13 protein-coding genes are annotated in these 14,361 nt (G+C 66.5%); 3 read left to right on the top strand and 10 right to left on the bottom strand.

The features are described from left to right. Window positions 1-135: 135 nt before the first annotated feature. The 6 genes from NH14_RS19310 to NH14_RS19285 form a co-directional block, all read right to left on the bottom strand. Window positions 136-921: an AraC family transcriptional regulator gene (locus NH14_RS19310; RefSeq protein ID WP_035524506.1), complete on the bottom strand. Its 786-nt coding sequence runs from the start codon at window positions 919-921 to the stop codon at window positions 136-138. 86 nt (window positions 922-1,007) lie between these two features. Beyond that, on the bottom strand, window positions 1,008-2,285 hold the full coding sequence (locus NH14_RS19305) for an FAD-dependent oxidoreductase (protein ID WP_035524503.1): 1,278 nt from the start codon (window positions 2,283-2,285) through the stop codon (window positions 1,008-1,010). After that, entirely contained in the window at window positions 2,282-2,569 is a 288-nt protein-coding gene (locus NH14_RS19300; protein WP_035524500.1) for a 2Fe-2S iron-sulfur cluster-binding protein, read from the bottom strand. Before NH14_RS19300 ends, NH14_RS19305 begins: the two co-directional genes overlap by 4 nt. Next, window positions 2,562-3,740, bottom strand: a complete 1,179-nt coding sequence (locus tag NH14_RS19295; RefSeq protein ID WP_052147951.1) for an NAD(P)/FAD-dependent oxidoreductase — start codon at window positions 3,738-3,740, stop codon at window positions 2,562-2,564. The genes NH14_RS19300 and NH14_RS19295 overlap by 8 nt, the downstream gene beginning before the upstream one ends. Window positions 3,741-3,748: 8 nt before the next feature. Then, window positions 3,749-4,699 carry a 4-hydroxyproline epimerase gene (locus tag NH14_RS19290; protein ID WP_035524498.1) on the bottom strand — a complete coding sequence of 317 codons (951 nt, stop codon included), beginning with the start codon at window positions 4,697-4,699 and terminating at the stop codon, window positions 3,749-3,751. A 157-nt stretch (window positions 4,700-4,856) separates the two neighbouring features. Further along, on the bottom strand, window positions 4,857-5,804 hold the full coding sequence (locus tag NH14_RS19285; RefSeq protein WP_035524496.1) for a DMT family transporter: 948 nt from the start codon (window positions 5,802-5,804) through the stop codon (window positions 4,857-4,859). A 255-nt stretch (window positions 5,805-6,059) separates the two neighbouring features. Between NH14_RS19285 and NH14_RS19280 the strand changes: the two genes are divergently transcribed. Further along, a complete protein-coding gene (locus NH14_RS19280; RefSeq protein ID WP_035524493.1) occupies window positions 6,060-6,587 on the top strand; it encodes a hypothetical protein in 528 nt (175 codons plus the stop codon). Window positions 6,588-6,607: 20 nt separating this feature from the next. Here NH14_RS19280 and NH14_RS19275 read toward each other — a convergent pair whose 3' ends face one another. Then, complete coding sequence (locus tag NH14_RS19275; RefSeq protein WP_237179695.1) at window positions 6,608-8,863, bottom strand: TonB-dependent siderophore receptor; 2,256 nt, start codon at window positions 8,861-8,863, stop codon at window positions 6,608-6,610. Window positions 8,864-9,146: 283 nt separating this feature from the next. Between NH14_RS19275 and NH14_RS19270 the strand changes: the two genes are divergently transcribed. Further along, window positions 9,147-9,692: a hypothetical protein gene (locus NH14_RS19270; protein ID WP_035524490.1), complete on the top strand. Its 546-nt coding sequence runs from the start codon at window positions 9,147-9,149 to the stop codon at window positions 9,690-9,692. 128 nt (window positions 9,693-9,820) lie between these two features. Continuing rightward, window positions 9,821-10,726, top strand: a complete 906-nt coding sequence (locus NH14_RS19265; protein ID WP_035524488.1) for a LysR family transcriptional regulator — start codon at window positions 9,821-9,823, stop codon at window positions 10,724-10,726. 32 nt (window positions 10,727-10,758) lie between these two features. Here the strand turns inward: NH14_RS19265 and NH14_RS19260 are convergent, their stop codons facing one another. The 3 genes from NH14_RS19260 to NH14_RS19250 are packed head-to-tail and all read right to left on the bottom strand — an operon-like array spanning window position 10,759 to window position 14,348. Further along, entirely contained in the window at window positions 10,759-11,730 is a 972-nt protein-coding gene (locus NH14_RS19260; protein ID WP_035524487.1) for a quinone oxidoreductase family protein, read from the bottom strand. Between the two features lie 57 nt (window positions 11,731-11,787). Next, on the bottom strand, window positions 11,788-13,101 hold the full coding sequence (locus NH14_RS19255) for an MFS transporter (protein WP_052147918.1): 1,314 nt from the start codon (window positions 13,099-13,101) through the stop codon (window positions 11,788-11,790). 38 nt (window positions 13,102-13,139) lie between these two features. Next, a complete protein-coding gene (locus tag NH14_RS19250) occupies window positions 13,140-14,348 on the bottom strand; it encodes a CaiB/BaiF CoA transferase family protein (RefSeq protein WP_035524485.1) in 1,209 nt (402 codons plus the stop codon). Between the last annotated feature and the right edge of the window lie 13 nt (window positions 14,349-14,361).

The raw sequence follows: 14,361 nt of genomic DNA, 5'->3' as shown, positions 1-14,361 counted from the left end.
TATCGCTATCCGGCGTGTTTAAATCTTGAGAGCTTTCGCGACTCAAAAAGACGAAATCGGCACAGTCGGAGACTCGGGCGCTTGCCGGTGCCGTTTTATCCGGGACAACCCCAGGAGAGCCGCGAGCCCGCGCGCCTACGCGCCGGCGGCATCGGCGTCGCCGGGTTGCGAATGCAGCAGCGCGCGGTACTGGCTCGGCGTGAGCCCCACCGTGGCCTTGAATTGCCGCGTGAACGCGCTGTGATCGTTATAGCCGCAGCGCGTGGCCACGTCGGTGATGCTGAGGTCGCCGGCGAGCAGTTCCGAGGCCGCGTCCAGCCGCGTCTTCAGCAGCATCTGGCGCGGCGTGAGGTGGAAGATCTTGTGGAAATAGCGCTCGATCTGCGCGACCGACATGTCGATGAGCGTGGACAGGTGCGAGAGCTTGAGCGGCTGTGCATAGTTGTCCTGGATGTACTTCGCGGCGACGGCAAGGCGCTGATACGCGGGATGCGTGCCTTCCGCGGCCTGCAGGTCGCGCGAGATGCCGGCCACGCCCAGCACGCGCCCTTGCGCGTCCTGCAGCGGCACCTTCGAGGTCAGGCACCAGCCCGGCTGGCGCCCCGGATACAGATGCAATTCGAGCTGGTCGATGAGCCGGCTGTTCAGGCGCACGACGGCCTGGTCCTGTTCGGTGTAGATGCGGCCGAAGCGCCTCGGAAAGACCTCCTCCGCGGTCTTGCCGAGCAGCGCGCGCTTGTCCTTGAAACCACAGCGCGCCGCGAGCGTGAGGTTGGCGATCACATAGCGCGCCTCGTGGTCCTTCACGAAGAAGACCACATCGGGCATGGCGTCGAAGAGCGGTTCGAGCAGGGAGAAGTGCGCCACCATCTGCGGGAGCGTCGTGTTTTCCAGGGCGGCGGGCAGAACCAGTGCGGACATTGCGCGGCGTATCGAGTCGGGATCCGCTCGATTATGCCCTTGCCTTGCGGGCTTGGGCATCCGCGACAAAAATCGGGCGGCCGGAGTTATGCCTCGCTGCTCGCTTCGAGCAAGGTGCCGATGCGCGCCGGCGAAAACGGCGGTCGCTGGCCGTTCTGTCCAGTGCGCGGCCAGCCGAAGCAAAAGGCCGCCGCTTCGCCGCAGATCTTGCCCTGGCAAGGGCCCATGCCGCAGCGCGTCTGCAGCTTGGCGTCGCGCCAGGAGCGATGCTGCGCGGCGTCGCCGAAGCGCACGTCTTCGCAACGGCACAGCACCGTGTCGGGATCGGCGAGCGTGCGCAGTTGCGGATCGAGCGCGAACGCTGCATGCATGCGCGCGGCAAAGCGCCGATAGCGTGCGCGTTGCGCGAATAGCGCCCGTGCCTGATCGGCTTCGCCAAGCGCCGCGTGCGCCGCGATGCGGCCTTCCACAGCCGCCAGTTCCATGCCGCCCACGCCCGTGCATTCGCCGGCCGCAAAGACATCGGGCAGCGACGTGGCCTGCAGGTCATCCACGGCAATCGCGGCCATGCCCTGCGTTTCCTCGACCCTGCACCCGAGCGCCGCGCCCACGAGCGTATTCGGCACGAGTCCATAAGCGCAGGCAAGGCGATCGCAATCGATGCTCAAGTCCCCAACGCTCCTGCGAATGCGCACGTGCGTGAGCTGCGCCTCGCCGCCCGCGGCCACCACATGCGCGCCGCACAGGTACGGCGTGGCGCGCAGATCGAAGCGCATGCGCGCCGCCTGCACGAGCTTCGCGGGCGTCGCCACGAGCCCGGCTGCGAATTGGCGCACGGCATCGGGCTGCGCCTGCTCGACGATGGCCGCCACCTGCGCGCCATGTTCGCGCGCCGTGACGGCGGCGGCCCACAACAGCGGTCCGGTCCCCGCGATCACGATGCGTTCGCCGCGCACCGGCATGCCGCCCTTCACGAGCGCCTGGAGGCCGCCCGCGCCCGTGACGCCAGGCAGCGTCCAGCCCGGATACGGCAAGAAACGTTCGCGCGCGCCCGTCGCCACGATGAGCTTGCCGTAGTCGACCGTGAAGCCGCGCGTGGCGTCTTCAAGCAGCAGTTTCCGCGTGCCGGTGGCCTGCACGACGCGTGTGCCGCTCATGCGCCGGACGTTGGGAAGCTTTTCGAGCGCCTCGATGGCCTCTCTCGCGCGGCCCGCCGGCGGATGCTCGGGACCCTGACGCCAGATCTGGCCGCCGGGCAAAGCGTTGTCGTCGACAATGCCGATCTGCGCGCCCGCATGCGCCGCCACGCGGGCCGCGTTCAGACCCGCCGGGCCCGCGCCAATAATCAGGATGTCGAACTTCATGCGGCGGCTCTCCCCGTAACCACTTCCATGCCGTCCGCGCAGAGCGTCTGGCAAGCGAGCCGATGCCGCACCCCGTCGATCGTCACGCGGCACTCCTGGCATACGCCCATGCCGCACAGCGGCCCGCGCAGCGCACCACTCACGGAACGGCGCGTAATCACCGCCGAAGCATCCGTTCGCCCCTTAAGCATTCCCGCCGCAAGCGCCACGGCCGCCACGACCGAACTGCCTCGCGCCACGCTGACACGCTGGCCATCCACGTTGAGCGTGATCGTCTCAGCCATGCGCGGCTCCTGTCGTTGCAGCTTGTGCCGTTGCCGTCGCCCCGAAGCGTGCGGGCAAATACGGCGTGGCATCGATTTTCGACACCTCCGGCATGCCAAGCATCTGCGCGGCGATCAGCTTCGCGGTAGCCAGCGCCGTGGTCACGCCCAGGCCTTCGTGCCCGGTGGCGAGCCATGTCGAAGGATGGCGCGAGTCGTCAGAAAACTGCGCTGCCGGGCCGATGAGCGGCAGGCCGTCGGTGGTCGCGGGCCGGAAGCCGGTCCACGCGCGAATCGCGTTGAGCGACGGCAGCCCCGGCAGATACTCGGCGGCGCGGCGCAGCATGCGTGCGAGGATTGCGGCTTCTACGGCAGCGTCGAGGCTGTCGAACTGGCGCGACGAGCCGATCAGCAATTGCCCCGTGGGGCGCGGCTGCACGTTGAACGCCACCGAGGTGCCGGTGGCGTTATGCGCGCTTTTGATGTAGCCGAGTTCGAGAATCTGGTGGCGCACCGTGCCCGGGTAACGGTCCGTGATGAGCAGATGCCCCTTCTTTGCCTGCATTGGCAGGCCAGGCAGCAGTTCGACGGCTTGCAGCCCATTGGCGATCAGTACCGCGCCGGCCGCCAGCGTCTCGCCATCGGCCAGTGCCACGCCCGCGCGGTCCACGCGCGCGACGCTCGCGCCCAGCCGGCACGTAACACGCCCCTTCACCGGCTGCGCGAGCAGCCACGCAGAAACAGCGGGCGCGTAGACCACAGCGTCGTCGGGAATCACCATGCCGCCTTGCAAATCCTTGCGCAATGCGGGCTCCGCTTCGCGCACCTGCTGCGCGTCGAGCATCGAGCACGCCACGCCCTGGCTCGCGAGCGCCTGCTGACGCGATTGCGCGAGTGCGTATTCTTCGTCGTCGGCGGCGACCCACAGCGTGCCGCAGCGCACGAACGCCTCGCGCGCGGTCAGGCGCGGCGCGAGATCGAGCCACAGTTCGCGCGACCATGCGGAAAGCGCGAACTCCGCAGGCGAATCGTCCATCACCACGAGGTGCCCCATGCCCGCAGCCGTCACGCCGCCGCCCACGCCCGCGCGATCGAGCACGAGCACATCGGCGCCCTGCTGCGCAAGCTCGTGCGCGCACGCCGCGCCCACGATGCCCGCGCCCACCACGATCACATCGGGACAGGAACCCATCGGCTTGGTCACGCGCGAATGCCCCACGCGAAGGGATCGTCGTCGCTGAAGATCAGCTTCGCTTCCGCGCTGATGTGCGCGGTGCCGCGAATGCTCGGGCGCACGTAGCCGGGTGCGAGATCCGCGGCGTTTTCATACTGCGCCTCGAACACGCTGCCCACGATGCTCTCCTGGCGCCAGCGCGCGCCCGGCGCGAGCACGCCGTCGGCGGCGAGGCACGCAATTTTCGCGCTCGTGCCGGTGCCGCACGGCGAGCGGTCGTAGGCCTTGCCGGGGCACAGCACGAAATTGCGGCTGTCGATGCCGGCCTGGTCGGAGTGCGCGAACAGCTCGATATGGTCGATCTGCGCCCCACCCTCGCCCGTGATGCCGTTGGCTTCGAGCGCCTGGCGGATGGCCCACGAGACTTCCGTGAGCGATTCGACATTGGCGAATTCAAGTTGCTGGCCGTGATCCGAGACGAGGAAGAACCAGTTGCCGCCCCAGGCGATATCGCCATGGATGCGGCCGAGGCCCGGCACGTCGAGCGGCACGCCCTGGCGGTAGCGGTAGGCAGGCACATTGCGCACCGTCACGCTGCGGTCCGCGTGCAATTCGGCCTCGACCACGCCCACCGGCGTTTCGATGCGGTGCACGCCCGGCGCGATGCGCCCCAGATGAGCGAGCGAAACGATCAGGCCGATCGTGCCGTGGCCGCACATGCCGAGAAAACCCACGTTGTTGAAGAAGATCACGCCGGCCGAGCAAGTGGGGTCGTGCGGTTCGCACAGCAGCGCACCGACCATCACGTCCGAGCCGCGCGGCTCGTTGACGATGCCGGCGCGCACGCGGTCGAAGTCGCGGCGGAAAATTTCGAGCCGCTCCTTGAGCGGTCCGCGGCCCAGCTCGGGGCCGCCTTCGGTCACGAGCCGCGTGGGCTCGCCGCCGGTATGGGAGTCGATTACGGTGAGGGTTTTCATGGCGACAATCGTAGGTGTCGCCCGCGCGGCCGTCTTGCTCGAACGGCGCAATGGCAATGACGATTTCGGCATAGCGAGCCCGGCGTCATGCCAGCTACAGCGGGCGCCCGATGAGTCAGGACCGATGAGTCAGGAACTATGAGTCAGGCCACGCCCTTCAAAAACCTGCGCCGCCCTCCACGCGGGCGCCGCGCACGAATAGCTGGCGCAGCCACGCCTCGCCGTTCACGATCAAAAGGCCCGTGAGCACGAGCGCCGAGCCCACGAGAAACGCCACATCGACATGCTCGCCCAGCAGCACCACGCCCATCGCCACGCCGAACAGCGGCGTCATGAACGAGAGCACGCCAAGACGCGCCGCAAAATAGCGGCGCAGCAGCCAGAACCAGGTCAGATAGCTCACGAAGGCCACCGCGACGGACTGGAACACAAGGCTCGCGAGCGCGAGCGGCGCGCTGCGAAACGTGGTCTGGCCGATGGCGAAAGCGAACGGCAACAGCAGGAAGAAGGCGCACGCGAGCTGGTAGAAGAGCGTCTGCGTGGGGGGCGCCTCGCTCAGGCGCGTGGTGCGCACGACGACCGTGGACATGCCCCACGCCACGCCGCCGCACAGCGCCATGAAGTCGCCGAGCAGCCAGTTGGGGCCCGCCACGTGGCCCTCGCCCAGCAGCGTTGGCCCGAGAAACGCCACGGCGATGCCCGCGAACGCGAGGCCGATACCGCCCCATTGAAGTCCGGCGAGGCGTTCATCGGGCAGCTTCAGATGCAGGCCGATGGCTGCGAACATGGGCGCGGTGTAGAGCAGCACGGCCACGTGCGAGGCGTGGGTCCAGCGCAGCGCCTCGGCAACGAACAGGAATTCGAGCGCGAACAGCACACCCACCGCGAGCCCCGAGCGCAGCGCGACGCCGGGCACCCAGCGCTCGCGCGTCACGAAGCGGTTGAACAGCCAGACGAGCACGGCCGCGACGCCGGAGCGCACGCCCACCTGCATCATGGGCGCGATGTCGCCGGCCACCGCCTTGATGGCCACCTGCTGGAAGCCCCAGATCAGGCACAGCGTCACCATGATGGCCATTGCCGCGCCATCCACATGCTTTCTCATTACCGCCCCGCCGAGTTTCGTTCTTGATTGGCGTAGTATTCCCGCGTCGGGATCAAGTCATATAGCGCAAAAACGACAACCGATAGCGGCAGACCGCCAGTGCCGCGACTGTGCGTTGCCGCATACATTCGAACAGCACTCCGCGTCAGGCTGACTAGAATGTCTGAATGCAAGCCAGGCGTTAAAGGCAGTCAGTTCGGACCCAACGTTTCGGTTGGCGTGTGACGTTTCCATTCTTTCAAAGGAGGCATGTCCATGACGTGCCTGAACGAAAGGATTGCCGGCGCGGTATGCCTCCTGCTGAGCGGGTACGCGTTCGCGGACGGCACATTCGCGAGTCCGCCCGAGGAAATGACGGTCGCCAGCATCGCGCCGTTGCCCATAGAAGTCATGTCGTCCATTCCGGGGCCGCAGACCTGGCTGCATCGCTTTGAGTTCCAGTATCAGGCAGCGCAACGCGCGCCCTTCGACGCGCAACTGCCCGACTTCTACAGCGTGAAGATCGACCATGATTTCCGGCTCGGCGGCGAGAGCGCCAGCCCGGAGACTGGGGTGGCGCAGCCCCAGCAGCAGCGGCCAACCGCGTATCTTCAGATGGGGCGTTCGACGGCGCCCGCCCTCACGCTCACCGAAATCCCCAACGCCACGCTGTCGATCGGCGCGCAACCGCAGCGGCGGCTGTCGCTGACCGTCAACGACTGGGTGTTCTCCGGCACGGCGCGCGTCGCGATCCTGCATTCGCGCAGCACCGGCGCAACGCTGACGGTACGGCACGGTTTTTGAGCCCTTTTGAGCGTGGTCGCTCAAAAATCGATCTTCGCGTTCAGGCTCACCGTGCGCGGGTCGCCCGGCGCGATGTAATTGTCGTACTGGAACATCCAGTAACGCCGGTTCGTGAGATTGTCGATGGCCGCGCGCAGCGTCACGTCGTGGCCGCCGATGCGCGTCATATAGTTGGCCCCAACGTTTACGATCATGTAACCGCCCGTCTCCAGGTTGCCGGCCGGACGCACTTCGGTGTTGCCCGTGTACTTGGCGTCGGCGCCCAGGCGCAGGCCCGGCACGAACGGCACGTCGTAAGTCACGCGCGCCGCCGCGACGAACTGCGGTGCGCCGGCCACGCGATTGCCGTTGTACTGCTGCCCCTTCGCGTACCACGTATCGAGCAGCATGAGATCGCCCGCCACCTCCCAGCTACGCCCGAGACGCACACTGCCGCCCGCCTCGATGCCCTCGTAGATCGAATTGCCGTCCTGCGTGAGCACGTTCTGGGCGTTCGCGTAACTCGCGCCGCGCTCGATGCGGAACAGCGCCGCATTCGCGCTCCAGCGCGCATGCTCGCTCTTGATGCCCACCTCGTACTGGCGCGAGCGCAGCGGGTTCAGCACCGATCCGCCATTTGCATAGATATCCGAAACGACTTGACCGGGCTCCAGCGATTCCACATAGCTCGCGTAGAGGGTGGTTTGCGGTTCGAGCTTGTACATGAGCGCGAAGGTCGGCGTAATCACGCCGTTCTGCCCATACGACGCAGTCGTCGCGCCCGATTCGGCGAAGGACTCCTGATCGTAATTCGTGTAGCGCACGCCCGCGAGCAGCGACCAGCGGCTCGTCAGATCGACGGTGTCGCTCACGAACAGCGACTTCTGGTTGATCTCGCTGGCGCGGTATTTTTGCAGGCCGCTACCCGAGTAATGGCGGAATGGATTGGGCTCGTAGAGATTGCCCTCGCCGAGCGTCTGGATGACAGTGCCCGCCGCCGTGCCATAGTCGTTGGTCTGATGCTGGACCGCTGCGCCCAGCACCAGATGATGCGTGAGCGGCCCGGTCTTCACCTTGCCTTCGAACGCGCCCTGCCAGTAGATGTCCTGGTGGCCTTCGTCGCCGTTCCAGCGGCTGTCGGTGTAATTGCCCGCCTGGTCGAGCAGCGTGAGCGTGCTTTCGTTGCGGTCGCGCGCGGACTTGCTATAGCTCGCCGAAGTATTGAAGGTCCAGTCCGGCGCGATCTGATATTTGACACCGGCCGTGTAGAGCTGCAGGTTGGTGTTCAGGTGCTGGTCGGTGCCCGCGAGCCAGTTGGTGCCGCCGCTGATCGTCGCGGGCAGGCTCGAAGCGGTGTAGCTGCCCGTGTAGATGGCCGGCGTCTGGCCGCTCGAACGGCTTTGCTGATAGATCGCGTTGAAATAGACCTGCAGGTCGCGCGTGAGCTGCCCATCGAGCGCGAGCGCCAGCGCGTTGCGGTTGATGTCGCCCGCGTTGTAGGTCTTGCCGGCCTCGTGCGAGTAGTTGATGCGCGCGCCGAACATGCCATCGGGGCCGAAGCGGCGGCTCAAATCGACGTGCTGGGTAAGCACGCCGTCCATGCGATAGCCGAGGTCGAGGCTCGTGACCGGGTCCTGGCCCGGCTTCTTCGTGACGTAGTTGACGACGCCGCCAGGCTGCGCGAAGCCGTACATGAAACCGCCGAGCCCCTTGAGCAACTCCACGCGCTCGAGATTCTCGTAGGGCATGGTGATGCCGTACGAAATGAACGGATTGCCGTCGATGCGAAAACCGTTCTGCCAGTCGATGGGCAGGCCGCGAATCGTAATGTAGGTCGCCCACGCGCTATAGGCGTTGCTGTTGTCGGTGACCGATGCGTCGCCGGCGAACACATCGCCGAGCTTGTAGACCTGGCGGTCGGCGAGATCTTCGCCCGTGACCACCGTGGTGGAGAACGGAGTATCGAGCTGCGAGCGCGTGCCGAGCGCGCCATTCGACACCGGCGTGTCCAGATGCAGCGGCGAGTCGGTCACGGCGGCGGCGCTCACCTTCACGGCGGGCAGCGACTGCTCGGCGGCGGGCGGGGCGGTGCCGGGCGTCGCTACGCCTGGGGCGGCCCCATCAGGCGCCGCGGCGTTCGCGCCGCTTGCGGCATGTGCCGGCCCGGCAGCACCCCCGGCCGCTGCGGATTGTGCGAAAGCGGACTGTGCCGCGGCGGCGAACGTCAGCCAGGCGGCAATCCGCACTGGGCGAGGGAGCCCGCTGCCCGTACGGCGTGTGATTCGTTGATTGTTCATATCGGCCATAGTTGCGGAGCCTTCTGCGCCGGACGATTTCCGAAACACAAATACGACTCATTCTCATTACATATCGGCCGGGATAGTAGCAAAGCCTTATGCGTTTTGAAAGCCTCTGGTGAAAATTCGTCAGTTTGCGCGGCGCAGTCCGGGTGCGCGCTCGCGGGTCCGGCGTTTAATCCCCGTTTAAGGTTGCGTCCGCATAGTTTTCGCCGACTCCCTCAGGGAGTTGCATGAGTCTTTCGTGTTGATTCGAGCACTATCGATCGAAGGAGGTACGGAAATGCGATTACGTTCGTATTTGGCGTTGGGAGCGCTGACGCTCGCTCCGATGCTTGCTCTGGCTGGTGAGGCGAGCGCCCCAATGGATGCGCAGCGCGCCGCGCAGCCGATGTTCGTCAACGTCAACGGCCAGGCGGTGCCGGTGAAGGCCGAAACCCACGTCGTCCAAACGGCGATGGGGCCGATGAAGGTCAGTACGTGGAGTTGGCACAGCCCGGGCGGCAGCGCCAGCTATGAAATACAGACGAGCGCGGGCGGCGCGCCGTCCGCCGCAGCGCTGCGGCAGATGCAGGCCGCCCAGGCGCAAATGGTGGCAATGCAGCAGCAAATGATGGCCATGCAACAGCAGATGCTGGCGTTCCAGCATGCCGCATTCGGTGGATTCGCGGTGCCGGCGCCACGGAACGTGGTTTTCGCGGTGCCGCTGTGGGCCATGCCAGACCCTGTGGTGATCGTGGAGCCGGCGCAGCGCGCACCTGCGCCCGCTGTGGCGCCGCAGAATCCGCTGCCGGGCGCGCCTGCGCGGGCGCCGGGGATCAGGGCGTAGGGACGTTTCCGGCCACTTGTCGGCGCGCTGCCGGGTGCGCGAAGCGCCGGAGTGGCATCTCGCTACGGCTCTGGCTTTGATAACATCGGGAGAGTGGTCACAAACCTTTAAACACCTCTCCCGATTAAATGATCGACGCTCGCCAACTCAGATACTTCACCGCCGTGGTCGAGGAATTGCATTTCGCGCGCGCAGCGGATCGCCTCGATATCGCGCAATCGGCGCTGAGCGCCCAGATTCAGCGTCTCGAACAAGACCTCGGCGTGCGTCTGCTGAACCGCAACAAGCGCCAGCCCGTCACGCTCACCGATGCCGGGCGGCTCTTTCATGCCGAAGCCGTGGCGGCATTACGGCACATCGAGCGCGCGGATCAAATCGGCCGTCTGGCGGCCCGAGGTCTGGCGGGCATCGTGCGGATCGGCTACGTGGCGTCGGGCGTGTCCAGCGGCGCGCTCTCCGCGATGCTGCGCGACTTCCGTCTCTCGCATCCGAACGTGCGCATCGACGTCGTGCCCATGGAAACGCCGCGCCAGTTCGAAGCGCTGGACGGCGGCGAAATCGATATCGGTATCGCGCGGCCGAGGCGCCAATATCCGCCCGGCATCGTGGCCACGATCGTCCATACCGAGCGCCTCATGGTGGCGATGGCCGACACGCATCCGCTCGCGACGCGCCGCAAGCTGATGGCGCGCGACCTGAAGGACCAGAGCTTCATTTCGCCTCAATTCGACGAGGACGAAGGATTTGGCGAGGTGCTGTCCGCACTGGGCGCAGCGGGCGGTTTCTCGGCTTTCCTAGACTATCGCGTGCGCGACTTCATCTCCGGGCTCAGCCTCGCATCGGCCGGCTATGGCGTCGCCGTGGTGCCCGAATCGATGTCCCATTTCACGCAGCCCGGCCTTTGCTACAAGCCGATTGCGGATTTCGAGTATCCGGTTCACCTCGCGCTGGCAAGCCGGCGTCGGGAACTCTCCCCCGCCGTGCGCGCGTTCGTCGGCGCATCGCTCGCGCGCTCAGGCGGGACTCCTGCCTGAGCGCGCGCCGCGTTAGTTGAGCGCGTGCCGCTTCAGGGCACCAGCACCGTCGAACCGATAGTCTTGCGCGATTCAAGCGCGCGATGCGCGTCGGCGGCCTCCTCCAGCGCAAAGGTCTGGCCGGGCTCGCTCTTGATCTTGCCCGCCAGCACGAGATCGAACAGTTCGCGGGCCATCTCCAGCATGTGGGCGCGCGGCGTTGCGTAGTGCACCATCGCGGGTCGCGTCACCCAGATCGATCCCTTGCGCGCCAGCACGCGCGTATCGATTTGCACGGGGCCCGAGCTCGTGCCGTTGCTTACCAGCGCGCCGCGGACCTGCAGGCTGTCCAGCGACGCCTCCAGCGTGTCCTTGCCCACCGAGTCGAACACCACCGGCACGCCCTTGCCATCGGTGAGCTCGCGCACGCGCTCGGCAATGTTCTCGCGCGAAGTCACGATGGTGTGCGTGCAGCCATTCGCCTTCGCGACTTCGGCCTTCTCGTCGGTGCTGACCGTGCCGATCATCGTGACGCCGAGCGCGCGCGCCCACTGGCAGGCGATCAGCCCCACGCCGCCCGCGGCCGCGTGGTACAGGATGGTCTCGCCGCCATTGAGCGGATAGACCTGGCGAAACAGGTACTGCGCGGTCATGCCCTTCATGATCAGCGTGGATGCGGTCTTGTCGCTCACGCCGTCGGGCAGCGGGATCAGCACGTCGGCCGGCATCACGCGCACGTCCGAATAGGCGCCCTGCGGCCCCAGCAGGTAACCGACACGGTCGCCGGCCTTGATGTCGGTTACGCCCTCGCCAACGGCTTCGACCACGCCCACCGCATCCGAGCCGAGACCATTGGGCAATGCGAGCGGGTATTGGCCCGTGCGAAAGTAGATGTCGATGAAGTTCACGGCCACATAGGTGTGCCGCACGCGCGCCTGGCCGGGGCCGGGCTCGCCGACATCGACCGTTTCCAGCCGCAGCACTTCCGGCCCGCCCACTTCATGAAAACGAATAGCCTTTGCCATATTGAGGATTCCTCGATGAAAGTTCGAATGCACTGCGCAGACTTCAATGCGCAAGTTTCACTGCGCATCGACACGCGCGAGATCGCGCGCGTAACTGCGTTTGCCGATGAAGAACGCCGTGGCCGAAATCACGCTGACGAACGGCATGTACTGCAAGGCGCCCTGCAGGCCGATGCGGTCCGCGAGGAAGCCGGTGAAGTACGGCCCTGGCGCGGTGCCGAGCAGGTTATAAGTGATCGCCAGCAGCGCGAACGCCGATGCGTGGATGGCGCGCGGCGTGAGATTCGCCACCATGGCGCCGCCCGGGCCATTGGTGCCCGACGTGATGAACATCGCCACGCCGATCAGCACGAGTTGCAGTGCGCCCGGCGCGAGACGGAACGCAATCGCGAGCAACGCAAACACCGTCAGGCAATAGAGAAACGCCGCATCCCACTTTCGCGCCGGCCGCGTTTTGCTGATCCGGTCGGCGATCAGGCCGCATGTGATCATGCCGACGCCGGAGAGCATCACGAACCCGGCTGCCGTGAGCGCGGCGCGGCCCGTTGCCATGCCGTAGTAACGGTTCAGATAGCTCGGCATCCACGCCCATAGCGACGCCGTGCAGAACAACTGCAAGCCGCTGCCGAGATACGCGCAACCGAGCGAGGGTGACGAAGCAATGCCGCCAATCAGGCTGCGCAACGTCGCCCGCGCGCCCAATGCGGCCGGTGCGCCACCCGCGCGCCCCCCGTTCCCCGACTGGTAGCGCGACACCCGCGCTTCGGTCACGACGACGCGAAACACGATCACCAGCACCATGCCGAAGATCCCCATCGACGCGAACGACCAGGGCCATCCCAAATGGGCCGCGATAGCGCCGCCGAACGCCAGGCCGAGCACCGAGCCGAACGAGGCGCCCGCTGTGAAGGCCGCGAAAAGCACGGCGCGCATGGAAATGGGAAAGACGCTCAAGAGGAGCGCGGGCGCCACCGCGCCGTAAGCCGCCTCGCCAATGCCGACCAACGCTCGCGCGGCGAGCATTTCGCCATAGTTCGTGGAGACGGCGCAGCCCAGCGTGGCGAGGCTCCACAATGCCGCCATGATGAAGATGCTCTTGACATGCCCCCAGCGCGCGGCCAGCAGCGAAAGCGGCAGCGTGAGCGTGCCCACCAGCAGCGCCACCACGCTGTTGAGCGAACCGAGCTGCGTGTCCGACAAATGCCACGCCGCCTTGATCAGCGGGAACACGGCCGTGAGCACCTGCCTCGACATGTAGTCGGACATCACGAGGCCCAGGGTCAGCGCAAATACGACCCACGGATACAGTGGCAGCTTTTCTCGCCCGGCAGCGGCGATCTTCGGCCCGGCCTCCATGTCGTGCATCCTCATTCGTGTCTCCTTTCTTGTTTCGTCTTTGGGCCGCTTCGTCAAACGACGCCAGCGGCCTGCAGTTGCGCGATCCGCTCATCGGAGAGCCCGAGCAGCCCATGCAGCACGTCCGCCGTGCCTTCGCCGAGCTGCGGCGGCGCGCGCCGCACGGGAGGGCGCACGCCGTCGAGGCGGTACGGTGGCGCCAGCACGCTCGCGCGGCCGCCCTCCGGGTGTTCGTGCGTCGCCACGAGCCCGGCGTCGGTCGCCCGCTTCGAGGTGAGCGCCTCATGCACGCCCAGCACTTCGCCGCATGGAATGCCGGCGCCTCTCAGGCGCTCCAGCAAATCCTGACGCTTGCGCCGGCCCAGTTCGCGATCGATTTCCGGCAGCAGCGCCGCGCGGTGTTCGGCGCGGCCGAGATTGGTCCTGAAGCGCTCGTCGTCGGCGAGATCGGGGCGTTCGATCACCTCGCGGCAGAAGCGCTCGTACTGCCCGTTGTTGCCGACCGTGATGACGAGCGGCCCGTCTTGCGCATCGAACACGCCATACGGCACGATCGACGGATGGGCGTTGCCGACGCGCAGCGGGTCTTCTCCCTTCATCAGCGCTTCGAGACCGTAGTACGACGTGATCATCAGGCCGCAATCGAACAGCGCCATCTCGATGTGGCGCCCCTTGCCGGTGAGCTGGCGCTCGAACAGCGCCGCGAGGATGGCCTGGGCCGAGTACATGCCGGTAAACAGATCGACGGCGGCCACGCCGAACTTCAGTGGCGGCTGGCTGGCTTCGCCGTTCAGCGCCATCAGCCCGGCCTCGCCCTGCACCACGAGGTCGTAGCCGGGCCGCGTTGCTTCCGGGCCGGTGCGGTCGTAGCCGGAGATCGAGCAGTAGATCAGGTCCTCGCGCACCTGTTTCAGCTGCTCATAGCCGAGCCCCATCTTTTCCACGCCGCCGTACTTGAAGTTCTGGATCACGACGTCGCTTTGGCGCGCGAGATCGCGCACGATCTGCTGGCCTTCGGCCGTCTGCAAATCGACCGTCACCGAGCGCTTGTTGCGGTTCGCGCTGTTGAAATAAGACGTCTGGGTCGAACCGACGCGCAGCCCCCAGTCGCGCGTGTCGTCGCCGCGCCGTGGATGTTCGATCTTGATGACTTCCGCACCGAGATCGCCCAGCACCGTCGCGCACCAGGGGCCCGCCAGCACGCGGGAAAGATCGAGAACGCGCACGCCCGCGAGCGGCAGCGAGGAATTCAGATTCGACATGACAAGTCCGGAG

Source organism: Paraburkholderia sacchari, from assembly GCF_000785435.2.
GTDB classification, from domain to species: domain Bacteria; phylum Pseudomonadota; class Gammaproteobacteria; order Burkholderiales; family Burkholderiaceae; genus Paraburkholderia; species Paraburkholderia sacchari.
Note: the sequence above shows the minus strand (reverse complement) of the source record. Positions and strands in the feature narration are given on the sequence as shown.

Bases quoted from the DNA above. Each gene is read 5' to 3' on its own strand.
- NH14_RS19300 (WP_035524500.1), bottom strand. From the start codon at position 2,569: ATGGCTGAGACGATCACGCTCAACGTGGATGGCCAGCGTGTCAGCGTG.
- NH14_RS19250 (WP_035524485.1), bottom strand. From the start codon at position 14,348: ATGTCGAATCTGAATTCCTCGCTGCCGCTCGCGGGCGTGCGCGTTCTC.
- NH14_RS19280 (WP_035524493.1), top strand. From the start codon at position 6,060: ATGACGTGCCTGAACGAAAGGATTGCCGGCGCGGTATGCCTCCTGCTG.
- NH14_RS19305 (WP_035524503.1), bottom strand. From the start codon at position 2,285: ATGAAGTTCGACATCCTGATTATTGGCGCGGGCCCGGCGGGTCTGAAC.
- NH14_RS19265 (WP_035524488.1), top strand. From the start codon at position 9,821: ATGATCGACGCTCGCCAACTCAGATACTTCACCGCCGTGGTCGAGGAA.
- NH14_RS19290 (WP_035524498.1), bottom strand. From the start codon at position 4,699: ATGAAAACCCTCACCGTAATCGACTCCCATACCGGCGGCGAGCCCACG.
- NH14_RS19255 (WP_052147918.1), bottom strand. From the start codon at position 13,101: ATGAGGATGCACGACATGGAGGCCGGGCCGAAGATCGCCGCTGCCGGG.
- NH14_RS19275 (WP_237179695.1), bottom strand. From the start codon at position 8,863: ATGAACAATCAACGAATCACACGCCGTACGGGCAGCGGGCTCCCTCGC.
- NH14_RS19310 (WP_035524506.1), bottom strand. From the start codon at position 921: ATGTCCGCACTGGTTCTGCCCGCCGCCCTGGAAAACACGACGCTCCCG.
- NH14_RS19260 (WP_035524487.1), bottom strand. From the start codon at position 11,730: ATGGCAAAGGCTATTCGTTTTCATGAAGTGGGCGGGCCGGAAGTGCTG.
- NH14_RS19285 (WP_035524496.1), bottom strand. From the start codon at position 5,804: ATGAGAAAGCATGTGGATGGCGCGGCAATGGCCATCATGGTGACGCTG.
- NH14_RS19295 (WP_052147951.1), bottom strand. From the start codon at position 3,740: ATGGGTTCCTGTCCCGATGTGATCGTGGTGGGCGCGGGCATCGTGGGC.
- NH14_RS19270 (WP_035524490.1), top strand. From the start codon at position 9,147: ATGCGATTACGTTCGTATTTGGCGTTGGGAGCGCTGACGCTCGCTCCG.